Below are 20,886 nucleotides of genomic sequence, written 5' to 3' on the forward strand. Positions count from 1 at the left end.
CAAGATCTAGAGCATGATGCTCAATTGTCGCAACAGATGAAGTAGGTGTAAGGAAATAGCCCCTTCCAGGGGCAAATCAAAGCCGCCTTCTAAGAAGGCGGATTCTTTACTGGCTGAAATTCAGAAATACCAATCACATTAAATATCTAATCAGTTCAGAGCCTCACTGGCATTTCAATCCAAGGCGCATTGATGCAGAAATGGTTATTCCCTTTTAAGTCAATGTAACGCGGGAGTGGGATGCCAGTGTGGCTCCCGAAGGGCGGGGTTCAACGCGCTTTATACTGCGTTTAAGGCTTTCGACAGAGCACCACTATGCCTTCAACCCTTCGCCTTGTCTAAAGCGTGTTGAACTCCCGCTGAATGAACAGATATTTAATACGATTGGTATAATGAGACTCAGGGATTGGGTTTATGATCAGAGTCTTGCTAGAATCCTTGGCTACTCACTCTCTAGCCCATTTTTATCAGAAAGGTCCCCATGAAGATTGTTGTCGATGAAAATATGCCCTATGTCGAACCCTTATTTGGGGCGTTAGGCGAGATAATCCCAGTCAATGGCCGCACGCTAACGCCCGAGCAGGTGCAAGATGCCGATGTGCTGCTGGTGCGCTCGGTCACCCGAGTCAATGCTGCATTGTTAGATGCCAATCCAAAACTTAAGTTTGTCGGCAGCGCCACCATAGGGACGGACCATGTGGATCTGGCCTACCTTGCAGTGCGTGGTATTCCCTTTTCGAATGCGCCCGGCTGTAATGCGACCGCAGTCGGGGAGTTTGCCTTTATTGCGATGTTAGAACTGGCGGCGCGGTTTAACTCGCCGCTCAAGGGCAAAGTCGTGGGGATTGTCGGCGCGGGCAATACTGGTAGCGCGACGGCCAAATGCCTCGAAGCCTACGGCATTAAGGTATTACTCAATGACCCCATCAAAGCGGCCGAGGGCGATCCCCGTCATTTTGTGAGCCTTGAAACCCTATTACTTGAAGCGGATATCATCAGCCTACATGTGCCCATCACCCGCACTGGCGAACATAAGACGCTGCATTTATTCGATGAAGCGCGCCTGATGAGTCTTAAACCAAATACTTGGCTGGTGAACTGTTGCCGTGGTGATGTGATTGATAATCAAGCCTTAATTAAGGTTAAGCAGCAAAGGGATGACCTTAAATTGGTGCTCGATGTATGGGAAGGGGAGCCGAATCCCATGCCTGAGCTGGTGCCTTTTGCTGAGTTTGCGACCCCGCATATCGCCGGTTACAGCTTAGAAGGTAAGGCCCGTGGCACTTTTATGCTGTACCAAAAGTTGTGTGAGTTGTTAGCCATTCCGGCCACGAAGCGCTTATCCGAGCTCTTGCCACCATTTCATTTTAAGGCGGTCGAGCTCGAACAAATTCCCGATGAAAAAGCCTTATTACAGCTCGCAAGATTCGTCTACGACCTGCGTGATGACGATGCCGTATTCCGAAATGGCTTTGCAAGGTCGAATGGCTTCGACACTATGAGAAAAAATCACAAACATAGACGCGAATTTAGTGCATTGGCGCTGGCTTATCACGGCCAATCTGAGGTAGATTGGTTGTCCAATTTAGGTTTTTCAGGAGTCGGTCGGTAATTATGTCGCAGGAATTTAATGTTGTCGTTTTAGGTGCATCGGGCGCAGTGGGTCAAACTATGATTGAGATCCTCGAAGAGCGTAACTTCCCGGTTGCGAACTTATATCCTTTAGCCAGTAGCCGTAGCGCCGGTGAAACGGTCAGCTTCCATGGCAAACAAGTTACCATTTTGGACGTCGAAACCTTCGATTGGAGTCAAGCACAGTTAGGCTTCTTCTCTGCTGGTGGCGATGTCTCGGCCAAGTGGGCGCCAATCGCCGCTGAAGCGGGTTGTGTGGTGATCGATAACACCTCTCACTTCCGCAACGACATTGATATTCCATTGGTTGTACCTGAGGTTAACCCCCATGCGATTGCCGATTTCCGCAACCGTAACATCATCGCTAACCCGAACTGCTCGACCATCCAAATGCTGGTGGCACTAAAACCGATTTACGATACTTACGGTATCAGCCGTATTAACGTTGCGACCTATCAGTCTGTCTCTGGTACAGGTAAAAAGGCGATTGAAGAACTGGCAAAACAATGCACTAAGTTGCTGCAAGGTCTGCCTGCTGACGCTGAAGTTTATCCAAAGCAAATCGCGTTTAACGTATTGCCGCAAATCGATAAATTTATGGATAACGGCTACACCAAAGAAGAAATGAAAATGGTCTGGGAAACCCAGAAGATTTTCGGTGATGACGAAATCCTCGTTAACGCAACGGCCGTGCGTGTGCCTGTCTTCTATGGTCACTCTGAAGCCGTACATATCGAGACGCGTCAAGTCGCCGATGCAGAAGATATTAAAGCTTTACTGCGCGATGCCGAAGGAGTGGTATTGTTCGAATCCGATGACGAATATCCAACGGCTGTAACCCATGCAGCGGGTACCGATCCTGTTTATGTGGGTCGTGTACGTAAGGATATTTCCCATTCTCACGGTATTAACCTTTGGGTGGTGTCGGACAATATTCGTAAAGGCGCAGCCTTAAACAGTGTGCAAATTGCCGAGATTTTAGTGAGAGATTATTACTAACTCTTAAGTGGCGATTGATGCCCAGTGAAAAAGCCTGCTGCCAGCAGGCTTTTTTTGTTTTACAATTGTGAACAGTAGCAGGGCTGGGATTTCTAGTTTATAGTAATCTCAATAAATACAATTGCCTAAAGCCTGTTATCAGCGAGATAACTTAAATAGCGCTTCAAAGGGAAGGATTGATGAAATTTCGCACTTCGTATCTTGTGGGCCTGATGGCCACCGTTTTAGCTGTTTCTTCCACGACCTCTTTTATTGATCCTGCGATAGCTGCTGATACTCCCAAAATAAAACCTTTAAAAATCATGGGGCCAGACGGACAGATCCGTCAGGTCAATCATCAATATGGACCAACGACCTCTAAGGACACTTTCTGGAGCATTGCGCAAAAAGTCCGTCCCGATGCCAGTGTCAGCGTTTATCAGGTGATGGCCGCAGTATTTGATGCTAACCCCCATGCGTTTAACTCCGACAGTTATAACAGTCTCGAACGTGGCATGATTTTGCTGATCCCTTCGAAAGAAGTAATGCTGGCTATTCCCAATAGTCTGGCCATTGCCCGCGCCGAGCGCAGCGATAAGCAGGCTCGTTCTGGTGTTAAAGCTACGCCTAAGGCTGAAACCAAACCTGCGACTAAGCCCGCTGCACCGACTCAGACAGTTGCACAGCCTAAACCTAAGGTGGAGACGCCACCTAAGGCCGAGGTGAAGCCCGAAGCGGCGAAAGTGACCAATACCGAAGTGGCTGCGACGCCAACCGCGCCTAAGATGGTGAGCTCGGATATCAATGCACGCCTCGAAGCTGCGGAGAGCAAGAATTTATCCCTGACCGATGAGTTAGCCAGAGCGCAAGATCAACTCGCGGTGAGGAATACCGATGTTGAGACACTCAAAGCCAAGGTTGAAGAATTAAATCAACAGATTGCGGTATTAGAAGAAACCCTACAGGCCAGTAAGAAGCAAAACCTTGCACTTAAAGCCGAGGTTGAGGCCGCACAAACGCCAGGGACCGCGACGACAGACGAGCCTGCCATGCCCGCAGAGCCCGATGATCTGTGGCGTAACCTGATGAGTAATCCGCTGCTCCTCGTTGCGGCAGCGGTGATCCCCGCATTATTGCTACTGGTGCTCGTTTTCTGGCTATTACGCCGTAAACGCAATAAAGAGCGCCGCGAGTTAGAAGCGCAGCAGGCGGCGATGATGGCCGCGGGTGCGGCTGGCGTGGCGAGTGCGTCTGTGCTGGCGATGGATGATGACGATCTCAGCGACATGGCGGTGCATCTAGATACTGACCATGCTGATTCGATCGACAGCTTACTCGATGTTGGCAGTGTTGACCTGCAACCCGAGCAGGAAATGACCGATAGCCATGAACAAATGGACATGGCATCAGAAATGTTTATTGACCCAGGTGTCAGCACTGAGCCTGAACCTCAATTTGAAGAGGATGAAGGCCAGTCTCTGGACGATCTCTGGGCAGAGGCCATGGGTGACCAAGAGGAAGCCGAAGCCTTTGCCGAAGAAAAAGCCGCATCTGGCAATATTATTGAGGAAGAAGACCTCGATGCATTGCTGGCCGGATTAGGCTCTGATGAAGAAGATACCCCGCAGGAGGCTCAAGCTACAGCTGAAGGGCTTGACGAACTCGACGAATTAGCCGGTTTCGATTTACCTGCTGAAACTGCGCCAGATCCAGAGGATGAAGATTTAGCCGCCGCGATTGCCGCCGAGCTAGAATCTGGGCTAGGCGCTGACTTAGCCACAGAGCTGGACACTGAGCTTGAAAACGATGCTGTGCCTGCCGACGACGATATCGATGCGTTACTCGCAGGCTTTAATCAGCCAGAGGCTAACAAACCTGTCGAAGCGGCGGATGAGGATCTCGATGCCTTATTGACCGATTATGACAAGGTGCCAGCAGAAACTGCTGATGATCTCGGTGATGAAATTGCCGCCGAATTGGACGATGACTTAGCCGAGTTGGGTGTCGCGCAAACCGATGATATTGATGCTTTACTGGCAGATTTTGATAAACCCGCCGCACCCGAACCCGATTTAAGCGATGAAATTGCCGCCGAGCTTGATGCCGACTTAACTGACATGGGCGTAAGCGAATCCGACGATATAGATGCGCTACTCGCGGACCTAGATGCTCCTGCGCAGCCCGATCCTGAAGTCGCTGCGGCCATTGCCGCTGAGTTGGATGATGAACTCGCTCCAAACTTGCCAACGAGCGATGAAGATCTCGACCAGTTATTGGCAGGCTTTAACACGCAAGAAGCGCTCGTCGAAGAGGCTGTTGTCGACGATACGGCTCAAGTTGAAGCCACCCTTGAGCGCGATGACATTGCCGCCGAACTCGAAGCCGCATTACCTGAAGATTTGTCAACGGCAGAGGACGACCTCGATTCACTCTTAGCCGAGTTCGATGTGCCTGAACAAGCCGAGGCGGATGCCGACGACTTTAACTTCGACTTAGAAACCACCCATGTCGAGCCAGAAGAAAAAGACGAGGAAGAAGATTTACTCAAGGGCATTGGTGCCGCCCATGCCATTGATGGCACGGACGATACCTTCGAACTGAGTGAAGAGATTGCGGATAACCAAGACAGTACGGATAACAGTGCCGATGACGATGCCACAGAACCTAAGTTTACAGGCTTTGATGAATATACTGACGATATCGCACCTGCTCTTGGTGCCGCTGTCGCCGCATCTGCTGTGGCGGCCGCCGCGAGTGCGAAGGAAAAAGAGTCATCTTTCTTCAATGACTTAAAGGCAAATAAGACTAAAGATCCCCATGTTCTCGATTGGGATACCGAACTGAATTTTACGCCTACGCCTGAGGCGAAAACGCCGGTCAAACCTGAAACCGATTTGCCTTTAGATCCGGTACCAGTGCAGGGCTCGTCGCGTAAACCGCTAGAGTTTGCGCCAGATACTCAGCCAGAGGTTGATGCCAAAAATACAGCTTCGAGCACTGAGTTTAACCTCGACGATGAGCTGGATTTAGGCCACGAGTTTGATTTAAAAGACGATACAGATGATGTCGATTTAAGCGATGACAGCGTACTTGCCGCCTTTAGCACCAATACCGAGCTCGAAGAGGAAGAGATATTAACCCCTGAGGACAGCTTTGCCCTCGATGATGAGCATACGCTTACCGTCGACGAGGCCCTAGCGGCCCTCGATGCGCAGGAATCTCGCAAGTCGAAGAAGTTTGTTCCAGAACATGATTTAACTAACTTCCAAAACGAGCATGGTTATATCGATATCGAAAAACTGCTTAACGATGCCGAGCAGGACAACACAGAGACAGATCTCTATCCTGAAATGGATGTGGAGATGAGCGATGTCGGTGCCCTGATTGGCGATGCCGCCATGATCGACGTGGACGATGAGGAAAACTCAGTCAATGCCAAGCTCGATTTAGCCCGTGCCTATATCGAAATCGATGATAGCGACAGTGCCAAAGCATTGCTACGGGAAGTCCAAATCGACGGTAACGAGCGTCAGCAAGAAGAAGCGGCTCGTTTACTTAAAGAGATGGGCTAATCCCTAAGGGGCTTGATTTCACACTAACGGCGCGCAGAGCGCCGTTTTTTTTGTGGGCTGCTGTGATAAAATGCGCCGCTAAATTAACTGTGAGGATGTGTGGATGCGGATTGCATTAGGTATTGAATATGACGGCAGTGGTTATTTCGGTTGGCAGCGTCAGGCCGAAGTCGATTCAGTACAAGGGCAATTAGAACAAGCCTTATCTAAGGTGGCCAACGAACCCATCAGCTTGTTCTGTGCGGGACGAACCGATGCCGGCGTTCATGCAACGGGGCAGGTGGTGCATTTCGAGACGAATGCCATACGTAACGAAGGCGCGTGGACCTTAGGGGTGAATGCCAATTTGCCCGATAATATCGCCGTTCGTTGGGCAAAAGAGGTGGATGACAGTTTCCATGCCCGCTTTTCAGCCACGGCCAGACGTTATCGCTATGTGATTTACAATCATAATTTTCGCCCCGGGATCCTACGTCACGGCGTGAGCCATTACCACGGTGATATCGACGCCGATAAAATGCATGTTGCGGCGCAGGCGCTGCTCGGTGAGCAGGACTTTACCAGTTTTCGCGCGATTCAATGCCAATCGAAAACCCCATTTCGCAATGTGCACAGCGTTAGAGTGACCCGTCAGGGCATGTATGTGATTGTCGATATTTCTGCTAATGCCTTCTTGCACCATATGGTGCGAAACATTGTTGGCTCCCTGTTGGAAATCGGCCTAGGCAACCAACCACTGACTTGGATGGCGGATTTGCTGGCGCTTAAAGATCGCAATCAAGCGGCGGCCACCGCCAAACCCAATGGGCTCTATTTAGTCGATGTGACATATCCCGAGCAGTATCAACTGCCTAAGTTGGCTTTAGGGCCATTGTTTATGCTGGATTAATCGCCGCTTTGCCGATGTAAGTGAAGCGCGTATCGAAGGAAGGAAAGAACAGATGACCACAGCCCCGACTGAACAGACAGCCTTAACTGTGCCGAGTGTGAATGCGCCATTGGCACAATGGCTAGATTATTTATTATCGATTCACCCAACCGAAATCGACATGGGATTAACTCGGGTTTCTAAGGTTGCCGAGCGCCTTAATGTATTGGATTTAGGGCCAAGTCAAATTGTCACTGTTGCTGGCACCAATGGTAAAGGCACGACCTGCGCCATGCTAGAGAACATCCTGCGTTTATCAGGGTTGACGGTGGGCGTCTACAGCTCGCCCCATATGCTCAAATACAATGAAAGGGTGCGCATCAACGGTCAGGACGCTAGCGATGACGCCTTTGTAGCGGCTTTTGAACAGATTGAAGCGGCACGTGGCGAGATTTCGCTGACCTTTTTCGAATATGCCACCTTGGCGGGCTTAATCCTATTTAAAGCGGCCAAGCTGGATGTGGTGATCTTAGAAGTCGGTCTTGGCGGCCGTTTAGATGCCACTAACATGATTGATGCTGATATCAGCGTCGTGACCTCGGTTGATTTAGACCATGAGGCGTATTTGGGTAATACCCGTGAGCTGGTTGGCCGCGAAAAGGCGGGGATTTTTCGCCAAGGAAAACCTGCCATTGTCGGCGAGCCAAACTTACCCCATACGGTCAATGATGTCGCCCAAGATGTTGGCGCCAAGATCTATCGTGTGGGTGAGGAGTTTAGTTACCAGCAAGATGGCCAGACGTGGGATTACCAAGGCCAAGTATTCACCCTCAAGCAGCTGAGTTTGCCGACACTGCCATTACCCAACGCCGCGACTGTGATTGCGATTGTTGAACATGGCTGGCCGCATATTGCTGCCGATATCATTGCCAAAGGCATCAGCAGCGCGCGCTTAACCGGGCGTTTAGAGCAAGTTAACGAGCAGCCGCTGATTTTACTCGATGTGGCGCACAACCCCCATGCGGCGCGCTTTTTAGTCAAACAGCTCACGCCTATGGTGACGGGGAAGCGAGTGTTTGCCCTGTGCGGCATGCTAAAGGATAAGGACATTGCAGGCGTATTGCCTGTGGTTTCGCCCTTAATCGATACTTGGTACTTAGTGAGTTTACAGGGGGAGCGCGGCGCCAATGCAAGCCTGCTGCGCCAAACCTTAGCGCAAGACACTAAGGCCCATGAGTTTGACGATATCGCCTCGGCATGGACGGCATTAAAAGCGCAAATTCAGCCCGATGATGTGGTAATTGTGTTTGGCTCCTTTTACACTGTGGCAGGTTTTAAGTCTCTCTTTAAGCAGGATAACCGTTTTGTCTAGCCAGTTTCATAATCGATTAGTCGGCACTGTGGTGCTGGTCGCCCTCGGGGTGATTTTTCTGCCGGATATTTTAGATGGCAAGAAGGACCGCCAAGAGGAACAATTTGCCGAAATTCCCCTGCGTCCTGCCGCGATAGCGCAGCAAAACGCCGATGATATGTTTGAGGTGTTGTCCACTCAGGATGTGGATGGCGAAGGTGCCTTACCCGAAGAGGCCTCTCCGAATGATGAGGCGGCGTTAGCGCAGGCGGTCAATACTGACGTCAAAGACACGCCTGCGGCAAAAGTCGAACCTAAATCGGAAGCGGTGAAGGAGCAAGCCAAGCCACAGACGGCAAAAGCGGAAAATAAGCCTGAAGTGAAAGAGCCGGTGAAAACCGAGACTGCTAAGGCCGAGCCGAAGAAAGAGACGCCAAAGCCACCTGCAACTAAAACTGAGACCAAAAAGCCTGAAACCAAGCCAACCGTCGTGGCGAAAGCGGACAAACCTAAAGCCGAAACCGCGAAAACAGAATCTGCAAAACCTGCCAAAGACGATGGCATCAAAGTGGTGAGCCGCGATTCATTAAAACCTGGACTTACCCTGCAACTAGGCGCATTTAGCAATGCCGCCAACGTAAAAGCGCTGGTGGCGCAGTTACGTAAAAGTGGTTACAAGGCGTACACAATTCCAGACACGCCTAAGGATGGCGTATTGACGAAAGTGTTTGTGGGGCCCGATGTTTCCGAAGCTAAGCTCAAGAAAATGCAGGAAGAAATTGAAAGCCTAACCCGTTTGAAAGGCCGAATTGTGCCTTTTAATCCCTTGGAATCTTAATGCTATTCGGCAGAGGCTGAAATAATTTATTTACCTCTCTAGGGGTGAGAATCGTTTCAGTCTCTGGTAGAATCGCGCCGTCTTAAAGCCTATGCTGGAAAGCCATCTCAATGGTTTGGATTGATTACGCTATCATCTTCGTTATCGGGTTATCGACTCTTATCAGTCTGATCCGCGGATTTGCCAAAGAAGCCATGTCGTTAGTGGTATGGTTCGCGGCTTTCTTTGTTGCCAGCCAATTTTACCAAGACCTCGCCGTTTATCTCACGCAAATGAACGATGAGGTGCTACGCAATGGGGTCTCCATTGCTATTCTTTTTATCACCACCTTAATACTCGGCGCCCTCATCAATTACATCATTGGGCAATTAGTGGTTAAAACCGGATTATCTGGCACTGACAGACTCTTAGGTCTGTGTTTCGGTGCCATTAGGGGGGCGCTGATCGTCAGCGCGCTACTGTTTTTTATGGATGCTTTTACAGGCTCACCCAACACCCAATGGTGGAAGGACTCTGTACTAGTGCCCGAATTTGGCGTTGTGATCCAATGGTTCTTTCACTATTTGGAAAACACCTCCAGCTTTGTACCCAAACTATAAAAAAGACAATAAATTTATCCTAAGTGATGGAGGATAAGTAGGGTTGAGCCTGAAACCTAAGGTACGGACTCAACACTGAGATGAAACACTTAAGCCGTATGGCTGGGGATTTACTTCGTCTTTTACTTATATTTCAACATGAAAGGGCATAGAACATCTTACAATGAGGAAGCTTACCCATGTGTGGTATCGTCGGAATAGTTGGCCAATCATCGGTTAATCAGACCATTTATGACGCACTGACCGTGCTTCAGCACAGAGGTCAGGATGCGGCAGGTATTGTGACCGTTGATCGTGGTGCTTTCAGACTACGTAAAGCCAATGGTCTGGTCAAAGATGTATTTGAAGTCAAACACATGCAGCGCCTACAGGGCAATGCGGGTATTGGCCACGTACGTTATCCTACTGCAGGCAGTTCCAGCGCGTCAGAAGCGCAGCCTTTCTATGTTAACTCGCCATTTGGGATTTCATTAGCCCATAACGGTAACTTAACCAACACGGTTGAATTAGCTGAAGGCCTGATCAAAAAACGTCGCCATGTGAACACCACATCCGACTCAGAAGTATTATTAAACCTGCTGGCTGATGAGCTGCAAAAAACTACCAGCTTGATGCTGACCGCCGATGAGGTGTTCGACACTGTTGCCAAGGTGCACGAGCAAGCCCGTGGCGCCTATGCGGTAGTGGCCATGATTATCGGCCAAGGTCTGGTGGCCTTCCGCGATCCTTTCGGTATTCGTCCACTGGTATTAGGTAAGCACGAAACCCCAACCGGTACTGAGTACATGGTGGCCTCTGAGAGCGTGGCGCTCGATGCCGTGGGTTTTGAAGTGATGCGCGATGTGGCGCCAGGCGAAGCGATTTATATCTCTTTAGATGGCCAGCTTTACACTCGTCAATGCGCGAAAGAGCCAAGCTACTCACCTTGTATCTTCGAATTCGTGTATTTTGCGCGTCCTGATTCGACTATCGACAACGTCTCTGTTTATGCCAGCCGCGTAAACATGGGTGCCAAGCTCGGTGAAAAGATCAAAAAAGAATGGTACGACCATGATATCGACGTGGTGATCCCTATTCCTGAAACTTCATGTGATATCGCATTAGAAATCGCCCGTTGCATGGACTTACCTTACCGCCAAGGTTTTGTGAAGAACCGTTATATCGGCCGTACCTTTATTATGCCTGGTCAACAGGAGCGTAAAAAATCGGTACGCCGTAAACTCAATGCCATCAACACTGAGTTTAAAGGTAAGAACGTCTTGTTAGTGGATGACTCTATCGTGCGTGGTACCACCTCAGAGCAAATCATCGAGATGGCGCGTGAAGCGGGTGCGAAGAAAGTATACTTTGCCTCGGCGGCACCAGAAATCCGTTTCCCGAACGTTTACGGTATCGATATGCCAACCTCGAATGAGCTGATTGCCCACGGTCGTGATGCCGATGAAATTGCTAAGCTGATCGGCGCCGATGGCATTATCTTCCAAAATCTGCCGGATCTGGTTGAAGCGGTGAGAATGGAAAACCCAGAGATCAAACGTTTCGAAACCTCAGTGTTCGACGGTCACTACATCACTAACGATGTTGACCAATCTTACCTCGACCACTTAACTCAGTTACGTAACGACGATGCCAAAGCCGACCGTAATAAAGACATTGGCACTAACTTAGAGTTACACAACGTTTGCCATCCATAAGACGAAATTCTTAAGATGGAAAGTGTGCTTGGCGGTAAGCGGGCACATCTTAAAAAGCACTACAAAAATGCCAGTGATTAATCACTGGCATTTTTGTTAGGGGTTTCAATCCTTAGGAAATTTTGGGAGTTTCGCTGGATTGACTCTGCGCTAGTTCATCCTGCGCATTTTTGCGCTCAACCCAATAGTCTGCATGGGGAATACCGAGCTTTTCAGGATCGAATAACGGCTCAACCCCTTGTTTTTGTTGCGACTCATAATCCTTAAGGCAAGTAAAGGCTATACGTTGCAGCAGAATAATGGCGATAATGTTTAACCAAGCCATTAAACCTACGCCAATATCACCCATGCCCCATGCCAAATCGGCAGTTTTCACTGTGCCGTAGACAGTTGACGCCATCAGCACCACTTTCAGTACTACGGTCAGCCAAGGACGATTTACCTTACGGTTGATATAGGCGATGTTGGTCTCGGCAATATAGTAGTAGGCCACAATGGTGGTGAAGGCGAAGAAGAACAACGCGACGGCGACGAACATATTACCAAAGCCTGGCATCATGCTTTCCATCGCGGTTTGTACATAACCAGGGCCCGCTGCAACGCCGGCAATGCCAGTGTAGAGTGCGACACCTTCAGGCCCTTGCACATTGTAAAGTCCAGTGATGAGCAACATAAAACCAGTGGCAGAGCACACAAAAAGAGTGTCAATGTACACAGAGAATGCTTGCACTAAACCTTGTTTTGCAGGGTGACTTACCGCTGCGGCCGAGGAGGCGTGTGGCCCAGTACCTTGACCCGCTTCGTTGGAGTAAATACCGCGTTTTACCCCCCACATAATCGCAAGACCTAAAATCGCACCAAAGCCCGCATCGAGTCCGAAGGCGCTTTTTAGGATCAACATAATAATATCGGGCAGCTGACCAATATTAAGGGCAATAATCACGCAGGCGACGATGATATAACCCAGTGCCATAAAGGGCACTACGGTACTGGCGAAGTGGGCAATACGTTTCACGCCACCAAAGATAATAAAACCTAACAGCATAGCGAGGATAGCGGCGGTGACGTTAGGGTCGATATCGAAGGCGGTTTTTAGGCTCGAACCAATCGAGTTGGCTTGCACGCCTGGCAGTAAAATCCCGCAGGCAAAAATGGTCGCAATAGCAAATGTCCAAGCGTACCACTTCATGCCTAAGCCTTTTTCAATGTAAAAGGCGGGGCCGCCGCGGTACTCACCGTTGATTTTTTCTTTGTAGACTTGGCCTAAGGTGGATTCGACGAATGCGGAGCTGGCGCCAAGAAACGCCACCATCCACATCCAAAACAATGCACCTGGACCGCCAAAGGTAATCGCAGTGGCGACACCGGCAATGTTACCGGTTCCCACACGACCCGCTAAGGTCATGGCTAAGGCTTGGAAGGAAGACACACCGGCATCAGTGCTCTTACCATCAAACATTAAACGGATCATTTCGGGTAAATGGCGTAACTGTAAGAAACGTGAGCGCAGGGAGAAAAAGAGTCCTACACCGAGGCAAAGATAAACGAGCGCAGGGCTCCAAACGATATTGTTGACCGCATTAACAATCTCATTCATATAATTCAACTCCAATATTCTGTTGTTTTTGCAGAGTTTTTAAGATATTTGCTTGTAAGTTTGGGTACTAAACGGCCAATTTGGCCTAAGGTTAAGACGCGTGGGGGCGTCCAAGAGCTTCAACATAACGACTTTTTAAGCCGCTTCATAGCTAAAGTTGTTAAATAATTGATAATTTAACGTTCTTTATTTGGTGGCATTACTGATAGGGGATTTAGCGGTGCGTTAATTCGCTAGGTTTCGAGCTGCGTTTGACAGTCGGGATGTAGGAGAAAGGTGAGACAAGGTGCGTGGAGTTAGAACTCTTTATTTGACCTAAACAGATATAAGTGTGGGTATCCCTACAAGGCTTAAACCGGTGCTTACATCACCAGCCATAGCAGCATCCATAGTCCGAATAGCCATGCCAGACTGCGGCGGCTAACGCTATGTTTTAATAGCAAAGACAGGCTCACGGCCACGGGAAAATACAGAATAACTCCCCAAGAAAGGAGAGGCGTCTCAAGCCCAAGCCTTTTTAGCCCCATTTCACAAAGCAGACTTAACGCCAATAATAACAGGCTGTGGAAGATCACCAATTGATTGAATCTTAAGGTGAGTGCTGGCTTAAAGACGGGGATTGAAGGGCCTGGCAAGGTCAGTGTATTCATTTGTTTTCTCGATTCCTCGTAACGGATGCAAGGGATTTTAGGTTTAGATGAGAATTGTTCTCAACTAAATTTACACAGCTTTATTGTTTCGTTACCGCAAAGCGAGTTAAATCGGCCCTTGAGGTAAAACGGCGGTTTGCACTCTTGTCCGCTTTGGGCTAAATTACACTGTAATTATATCCAGTATTTAATGTAGATATGATCCTCTATATTGCCGAAAAACCAAGCCTTGGGCGTGCAATCGCCGATGTGCTGCCTAAACCCCACAAAAAAGGTGAAGGGTTTGTTGAAGACGCCCAAGGTAACTGTGTGTCTTGGTGTGTGGGGCACTTGCTCGAACAGGCTGAGCCCGATGCCTATAATCCCGAGTTTAAATCGTGGAAGTTTGAGCATTTACCCATAGTGCCTGAGAAGTGGCAGCTTAAACCTAAGGCCGCGACCCGCAGCCAACTCACAGTACTTAAAAAACTGGTGAAGCAGGCCGATACGCTAGTGAATGCGGGCGATCCCGACAGGGAAGGGCAGTTATTGGTTGATGAAGTGATCGCCTATTTGGGCGTGACGGGCGATAAATTACAGCAAACGCAGCGACTCCTTATCAGCGACTTAAACCCGCAGGCGGTGAAACGTGCCTTGTCGCAACTTCGCAGTAATCGTGAGTTTATTCCTTTGTCGACCTCGGCGCTTGCAAGAAGCCGCGCCGATTGGCTCTATGGCATGAATATGACGCGGGCCTACACTATTCAAGGGAAAAAGGTTGGCTATCAGGGCGTACTATCGGTCGGTCGAGTACAGACTCCGCTGCTTGGGCTTATCGTGCGCCGCGATGAGGAAATCGCGAATTTCCAATCTAAGCCTTTTTATGAGGTTCTGGCTCACTTAGTGACCGACAAAGAGCAGGCTTTCACGGCGAAGTGGCAACCCAGTGAAGCCTGCTTGCCCTATATGGATGAGGAAGGGCGCGTGCTTGCTAAGGGCTTAGCGCAAAATGTAGTGCGCCGGATCACCGATAAACCCGCCAAAGTGACCCAGTTAAGCACTAAGGATAAGCAGCAGAATCCGCCTTTACCCTACAGTCTATCGGCGCTGCAAATCGATGCCGCCAAGCGCTTTGGGATGAGCGCGAAGGACGTACTCGATACCTGCCAGAGCTTATACGAGCGCCATAAACTAATCACTTATCCACGCTCAGACAGTCGTTATTTGCCCACCGAGCAGCATGGGCTTGCAAGCGGGGTATTAGCGGCCATTACGGGCGGTGCGCCCGAGTTAGTCGCACACGCTGAGGTGCCCAATCCTCGGCTGAAGTCTAAGGCGTGGGATGATAAAAAAGTCGATGCTCACCACGCCATTATTCCAACGGAAAAACAGCCCAATCTAGCAGGTTTAAGCCAGCGGGAAAGGCAGCTTTATCTGCATATTGCTCGACAGTATTTGGCGCAGTTTTACCCCGCCTATTGCTACAGTGAAACCGTGGTCGAGGTGACGATCGAAGGTGGCCTTTTTAAAACCAAGGCAAAACAGGATAAGTCTCTCGGTTGGAAACAACTGTTTGCCAGAGAAGAGAGCGAACGAAAGGACGCATCATCCGCTGCGAGTTTTGCGCAAGGCGACAAGGACGCAGAGGAAGGGGAATATCTTGGTCAGTTACCTCCTCTTACCTTAGGACAAGTTCTTCATTGTCACCAAGGTGAATTGGTCGAGAAGCAAACTCAACCTCCCAAAGCCTTTACCGATGCGACCTTGCTGAGTGCGATGACGGGGATTAACCGTTATGTGACTGACCCAGAGATCCGCAAAATTTTAAAGGAAACCGATGGCTTAGGCACAGAAGCGACTCGCGCAGGCATTATTGAACTGCTGTTTAAACGGGGCTTTATTCAGCGTCAGGGCAAGTCGATTGTGGCAACTGAGGTGGGCAAGGGCTTGATCAATAGCTTACCCCTTAGCGCCACGACACCCGATATGACGGCGCTGTGGGAGGCAAGTCTAAACGGCATCTGCCATAAAGAAATCTCATATCAAGGCTTTATGCAGCCTCTGCTGGGGACGCTAAATAACTTAATCGAAAATGCGGGCGCTCAATTACCCTCAGCCCTCAATGGCTTAAAAGGGCAGGGCTTTAAGCGTGCAGCAACGAAAAAGCGCGGCTATCGAAAAGCTGGAGGTAAAGGCGCTGGATGGAAAAAATCCGGCACTAAAAACGCCACAGCGAGAAGCTCAGCCGCTAAAACTACCTCGGCTAAATCGACGGCCTCGACATCCGCTACGCCCACTACGGCTAGACGGCGAGCTAGCAGAGCGCCTGCTCAAGCTTGATGACACAAATGTAATCAAACTGTCGCTAATGCTCGCGATCTAGTAACGATATTTAATATATTCCGCGATATTTAATTGCCGCCAATCACGATATTTCGTGATTGGCGGATCTACTTCTAAAAAACACCCTGAAATTCAGATTTTCTGCGCCGTGGCATGCAAACTGCTGTGTGTTGGCTGGAGAATATAATAAGCCAATTAAATCATATGATTATATATGGTTTAGCTGAATTAAAAGGTGTAGATGATATGAAAAAGAAATTGCTTGCAGTGATGATCCCCGCGGTACTATTGACTGGTACCACTCAGGCGGTTGAGCTGTATAACGATCAAACCAATAGCGTCAATATGATGGGCTGGCTAGGCTTTGCGGCGTTAAATGATGGCCACGAAACTTCGGTAATTGATAACTTTTCCCGCGTAGGATTCCGTTTCGACCGCCAAGAGAAAAACGGCTGGCGCTCTTTTGCCCATACAGAATGGGGCATTAACATGGTCACCAGTGACGATGGCCTTATCTATACCGAAGGCCAAGGTGGTGGCCAGTTATCGGCTTCAAAAACCTCAGATTTCCTCTTTAACCGTTTAGGTTATGTCGGCATGTCGCACGACAAATGGGGCTCGCTCACCTTTGGTAAGCAGTGGGGGGCTTATTACGATGTTGCTTACACCACTGACGTGCTGAATGCCTTTACGGGTTGGTCTGTTGGTGCTTATACCTTCGGTGATGGCGGCCTCACCGGAGCGGGTCGTGCCGATGCGGCGCTACAATACCGCAATACCTTTGGTAATCTGCATATCGCGGTGCAATACGCTTCTAAGCAAAATAGTGATGTGGCGCTCTATGATAATTTAGGTAACGCCTTAAACGATGGTTCGGAGCTGAGCTTCGACCCTAGCTATGGCGCGAGTGCGACTTACTATTTCACCGATAAATTTAAGGTGTTAGCGGGCTTTAACCGTGGTGACTTCACTGGCAATCTTGCGGGCAAAGAAGTCGATAATACCAACCAAATCATCGGTATCGGTGCCCAATACGGCAGCTTCTATCAATATGCGCCAGGTCGTGATGCCGACGGCCTGTATGTGGGTTTTAACGCCCATAAGAGTGAGCAAAACGAGTTGGTAGGTGGGGAGCTTTACGACTCAACTGGCGCCGAATTTATTGTCGCTTACCACTATGATAACGGATTCGTACCTAGCCTATTGCTGACTTATCAGGATTTGGACACCGATGAAAACACCGCTATCCAAGGCAAATGGACGCGTCAGTTTGCCGTGCTAGGCCTGCATTATCGCTATAGCCGCGACACCATCATGTATGCCGAAGCCAAAATCGATTTCAGCGATATGGACGATAAAGCCTACGAAGATCTGCAAGATAATAACTATGCCGTTGGTATTCGTTATTTCTTCTAAGTCTGACGAGAGAGTGCGCTAAAAAGTGCATTCATCAAAGGCCACAGTATTGTGGCCTTTTTCATGACTATCCATTTCTTATCAATGCATTACACAATCCCTAACTTCTTCATTTTACTGCGCAGGGTATTGGCATTGATATCCAGCAATTCGGCCGCGCCGCCTGGGCCATAGAGTTTACCGCCCGTGATCCTTAAGGCATGGCTGATGTATTTTTTGGTCATCACCTCCAGTGGCACCAGCTTATCGCTGGCATGACTTGGATCGATAATCACGGTTTGATTGGACGGGGTTTTAACGGCTTCGAGGCTTTTGGGCGCCAGAAAACTAAAATCCAGCGGACCCGCAGGGTGCTGAATGATAGCGCGCTCGAGCACATTAATGAGTTCGCGCACATTCCCTGGCCAATCATATTGGTTGAGAATATTCAGTTGTTCTGGGGCGATTCTTGGTAGCTGTGGCAAATTGAACTTGGCACTCAACTGCTCGACAAAATGTTGCACTAACAGAGGAATGTCCGTGCGTCTTTGTCTGAGTGATGGGATCTCGATGGGGAAAATCGCCAGCCGATACCAGAGATCTTCGCGAAACTCTTCTCTGTGTACCATGGCTTGAAGGTTTCTGTGGGTTGCGGCCACTATACGAATATCGAGCTGCACCGCATCGTGGCCGCCAACGCGGGTGATACAACTATTTTGCAGTACTCTAAGTAGTCGAACTTGGGCCGAAAGCGGTAATTCCCCAATTTCATCTAAGAAAATGGTGCCGCCGTTGGCCTGCTCGAAGTAGCCAATTTTGCGCGAATCAGCGCCAGTAAACGCACCTTTTTCATAACCAAAGAGCTCGGAGTCAATCAAAGTATCTGGAATAGCGCCACAGTTTACCTTGATAAAAGGCTTACCCGAGCGCTCCGACAGTTCGTGAATGGCGTTGGCGATAACCTCCTTGCCGCAGCCAGTTTCCCCAAGCATTAACACTGTGGTGTTAATCTTGGCGATGGATTGCACCTGCTGCATCACCTGTTTCAAGCCAGAATTAGCGCCAACCACGCCATTTTGAACATCTAAGGTGCGGCGTAGACTGACGTTTTGTTTAGAGAGCGCTTCGTTCTCTTTGAGTAAGTTGCGATCCCTTAAATTCAGCGCCGTGATGAGCGCGAGGTTTTGCATATGTGGGGCAATCAAGTCAGCATGACGGGGCCTAAACACTCCAGTCGTTTTGGCATAAAAGCCGACTATCCCAAGGTGGGTATTCTCAATCGACATCCGCAAAATAATTACCGAACGAATATCCTTAATGACCTGAGGCGCGACTAAAGAGGTGACAGGATCATGCTCTATGTCATTAACAATTCGCACCTTTGGCCGCTCGGGATCCTCTAGCAATTGCGCCATCTTCAGAGGAATTTGGATGCGTTTATCCAAGGTGCAGCAATGGGAATCATCAACATGGGCGATAAACTGTATATCATTAAATTGTTTGCGAAAAATATTCACAAATAGCCCATCTATAGGCAATTCATCCCGAATAAACCCGAAGTAACTGTGCAAAGATTTTTCGAGTTGCAGACTGCTACAGAGTCTTAGCGTTGATTCGTAATAGAAGTGTTTTTCCATTGATATTTCAAGTTAATCACTAAGTATCGTGATTGTAGATCTTTATATTTCGTGATTTTGTGCCTGCAATCAAAGTTCCCCACATAAATACCTCTTTTTAGGTGCTTGGCACAGCATCTGCACTTTCACGCTGACAAGTTCCAATGATTATTGAAGGAAATCAGCATGAGTAAAACCCAAGGTATTAATTCGGGGCGCCGCCAGTTATTAAAGGGGGGCATGGTCATGGCCGCGGGACTCGGGGCGAGTATTGCACTGCCCACTACTGCCAGCTGTGACTCTGCGCCTATCAACTTCGATGAAATCGTAGATGTGCTCGTGGTTGGCAGCGGTTTTGCTGGCATGTCTGCGGCGTTGCAGGCCAGAGAAGCCGGCGTGAGCGTGATGGTTATCGATAAGATGCCCGTGTTTGGTGGTAACTCTACCATCAATGGCGGCGCCATGGCGGTAGCTGGTTCTGCGCTACAGAAACAAGCCGGGATTAAAGACTCGGTCGATGCCATGGTGGCTGACATGCTGCGGGCAGGTCGCGGCATGAACGATGTGGAAATGCTTAAACTGGTGTGTAACGGCACTGCAGAATCCTGCCAATGGTTGATTGATTACGGCGTGAACTGGAAGCCTTTTGTGCAACACTTTGGCGGCCACTCGGTACAACGAGTGTTGCAAACGGTTGAAAGTTCAGGCGCTGGCATTATTCGTCCCCTAATTAAAGCCGCCCGGGATAAGGGCGTCATCATGAAAAATCAGACCAAGCTCGAAGGCTTTGTACAAGATGAGGCCGGACGGGTGATCGGTGTCGAAGTTCGCGAAGGTTTTTATTTTCCCAAAGAGCGCACGGGTAAAATACGTCGTATCGGCGCGCGCCGTGGCGTGATTATGGCGACCGGTGGTTTTGGTCGTGATATTGAATACCGCATGATGCAATTACCTGAGTTAAATAGTGATTTAGATTCAACCAACCATGCAGGTGCCACCTCTGAGGCGCTAAAACAGATGATGCTTATTGGTGCTAATCCTATTCATTTAGACCAAATTCAGCTCGGCCCATGGGCATCCCCCGACGAGAAGGGCTTTGGTACGGCTTCCCAGTTCAACACCATCGCTACCTATCCCCACGGCATTGTTGTGGATGTGCGTACCGGCGAGCGTTTCTTCAATGAGTTAGCCGACCGTAAAGCGCGTGCCGACGCCATCATGACCAGACGGGATGAGCAGGGGCAGCCTGTCTATCCCATTGGTTTTACTAATGCCGCCGGTGCCAGCAAGGCACAGACTTTAGATTGGGGCCTGAAATACAAGGTCATCAGCAAGGCTGAGACCTTAGACGAACTAGCCGCTATTTACGGCATGCCCGCCAAGGCATTAAAGGCGCAGGTCGCGCGTTGGAATGAAGCCGTGAAGACGGGCGTTGATAAAGAGTTCGACCGCCCCATGCAGGAGGCAATAGTGCTGGACAAAGGGCCTTGGTATGCGGTGCGCATGTGGCCGAAGGTGCATTACTGCATGGGTGGCGTGAAGGTGAATACCCAATCCGAAGTGCTGCATTTGGTCAGCAATAAAGCCATCCCCGGGTTATATGCCGCAGGCGAAGCCACGGGCGGTATCCATGGTGCCAGCCGCTTAGGAGCCTGTGCCGTGGCCGAAGGGGTAGTCACTGGGCGTAATGCCGGCCGTAACTGCGCCGCAGCGAACGCTGTGACGCTCAAGCAAGCTTAGATTTTATTAAATATAACAAAATGTTGGAGATGAT

The 20,886-nt window shown here is 49.4% G+C and carries 15 protein-coding genes; 12 read left to right on the plus strand and 3 right to left on the minus strand.

Annotation, left to right across the window (positions count from 1 at the left end; genetic code table 11):
* The first annotated feature begins 248 nt into the window (after positions 1-248).
* The 9 genes from L2713_RS17610 to purF all read left to right on the plus strand — a co-directional run bounded on the left by L2713_RS17610 (position 249) and on the right by purF (position 11,532).
* Complete coding sequence (locus L2713_RS17610; RefSeq protein WP_248968765.1) at positions 249-485, plus strand: hypothetical protein; 237 nt, start codon at positions 249-251, stop codon at positions 483-485.
* Positions 482-1,612 carry a 4-phosphoerythronate dehydrogenase gene (locus L2713_RS17615; RefSeq protein WP_248968766.1) on the plus strand — a complete coding sequence of 377 codons (1,131 nt, stop codon included), beginning with the start codon at positions 482-484 and terminating at the stop codon, positions 1,610-1,612. Before L2713_RS17610 ends, L2713_RS17615 begins: the two co-directional genes overlap by 4 nt.
* Positions 1,613-1,614: 2 nt before the next feature.
* A complete protein-coding gene (locus L2713_RS17620; RefSeq protein WP_248968767.1) occupies positions 1,615-2,631 on the plus strand; it encodes an aspartate-semialdehyde dehydrogenase in 1,017 nt (338 codons plus the stop codon).
* A gap of 179 nt (positions 2,632-2,810) precedes the next feature.
* A complete protein-coding gene (locus L2713_RS17625) occupies positions 2,811-6,182 on the plus strand; it encodes a FimV/HubP family polar landmark protein (RefSeq protein WP_248968768.1) in 3,372 nt (1,123 codons plus the stop codon).
* 103 nt (positions 6,183-6,285) lie between these two features.
* The gene (gene truA, locus L2713_RS17630; protein WP_220057763.1) at positions 6,286-7,071 is read left to right on the plus strand and encodes a tRNA pseudouridine(38-40) synthase TruA; all 786 of its coding nucleotides are present in this window, start codon (positions 6,286-6,288) and stop codon (positions 7,069-7,071) included.
* A 52-nt stretch (positions 7,072-7,123) separates the two neighbouring features.
* Positions 7,124-8,422: a bifunctional tetrahydrofolate synthase/dihydrofolate synthase gene (gene folC, locus L2713_RS17635; protein WP_248968770.1), complete on the plus strand. Its 1,299-nt coding sequence runs from the start codon at positions 7,124-7,126 to the stop codon at positions 8,420-8,422.
* Entirely contained in the window at positions 8,415-9,239 is an 825-nt protein-coding gene (dedD, locus tag L2713_RS17640; protein ID WP_248968772.1) for a cell division protein DedD, read from the plus strand. Before folC ends, dedD begins: the two co-directional genes overlap by 8 nt.
* 110 nt (positions 9,240-9,349) lie before the next feature.
* Positions 9,350-9,838 carry a CvpA family protein gene (locus tag L2713_RS17645; RefSeq protein WP_011716539.1) on the plus strand — a complete coding sequence of 163 codons (489 nt, stop codon included), beginning with the start codon at positions 9,350-9,352 and terminating at the stop codon, positions 9,836-9,838.
* A 179-nt stretch (positions 9,839-10,017) separates the two neighbouring features.
* Positions 10,018-11,532: an amidophosphoribosyltransferase gene (gene purF, locus L2713_RS17650; protein WP_011622213.1), complete on the plus strand. Its 1,515-nt coding sequence runs from the start codon at positions 10,018-10,020 to the stop codon at positions 11,530-11,532.
* Positions 11,533-11,644: 112 nt separating this feature from the next.
* On the opposite strand, the gene L2713_RS17655 is transcribed toward purF, so the two are convergent.
* Both L2713_RS17655 and L2713_RS17660 read right to left on the minus strand, forming a co-directional pair.
* Complete coding sequence (locus tag L2713_RS17655; RefSeq protein WP_248968773.1) at positions 11,645-13,129, minus strand: alanine/glycine:cation symporter family protein; 1,485 nt, start codon at positions 13,127-13,129, stop codon at positions 11,645-11,647.
* 362 nt (positions 13,130-13,491) lie between these two features.
* The gene (locus tag L2713_RS17660) at positions 13,492-13,779 is read right to left on the minus strand and encodes a hypothetical protein (RefSeq protein WP_248968775.1); all 288 of its coding nucleotides are present in this window, start codon (positions 13,777-13,779) and stop codon (positions 13,492-13,494) included.
* A gap of 198 nt (positions 13,780-13,977) precedes the next feature.
* Between L2713_RS17660 and L2713_RS17665 the strand changes: the two genes are divergently transcribed.
* Together L2713_RS17665 and L2713_RS17670 are read left to right on the plus strand one after the other, a co-directional pair.
* Positions 13,978-16,098 (plus strand): DNA topoisomerase III, encoded by a 2,121-nt coding sequence (locus L2713_RS17665; protein WP_248968777.1) that lies wholly within the window; start codon positions 13,978-13,980, stop codon positions 16,096-16,098.
* Positions 16,099-16,347: 249 nt separating this feature from the next.
* Entirely contained in the window at positions 16,348-17,517 is a 1,170-nt protein-coding gene (locus tag L2713_RS17670; protein ID WP_109287476.1) for a porin, read from the plus strand.
* 89 nt (positions 17,518-17,606) lie between these two features.
* Here L2713_RS17670 and L2713_RS17675 read toward each other — a convergent pair whose 3' ends face one another.
* Complete coding sequence (locus tag L2713_RS17675; protein WP_248968778.1) at positions 17,607-19,133, minus strand: sigma-54 interaction domain-containing protein; 1,527 nt, start codon at positions 19,131-19,133, stop codon at positions 17,607-17,609.
* 165 nt (positions 19,134-19,298) lie between these two features.
* On the opposite strand from L2713_RS17675, the gene L2713_RS17680 reads away from it, so the two are divergent.
* Positions 19,299-20,852: a flavocytochrome c gene (locus L2713_RS17680; protein WP_248968779.1), complete on the plus strand. Its 1,554-nt coding sequence runs from the start codon at positions 19,299-19,301 to the stop codon at positions 20,850-20,852.
* Positions 20,853-20,886 lie beyond the last annotated feature (34 nt).

This window comes from Shewanella seohaensis, assembly GCF_023283775.1.
Taxonomy (GTDB): domain Bacteria; phylum Pseudomonadota; class Gammaproteobacteria; order Enterobacterales; family Shewanellaceae; genus Shewanella; species Shewanella seohaensis.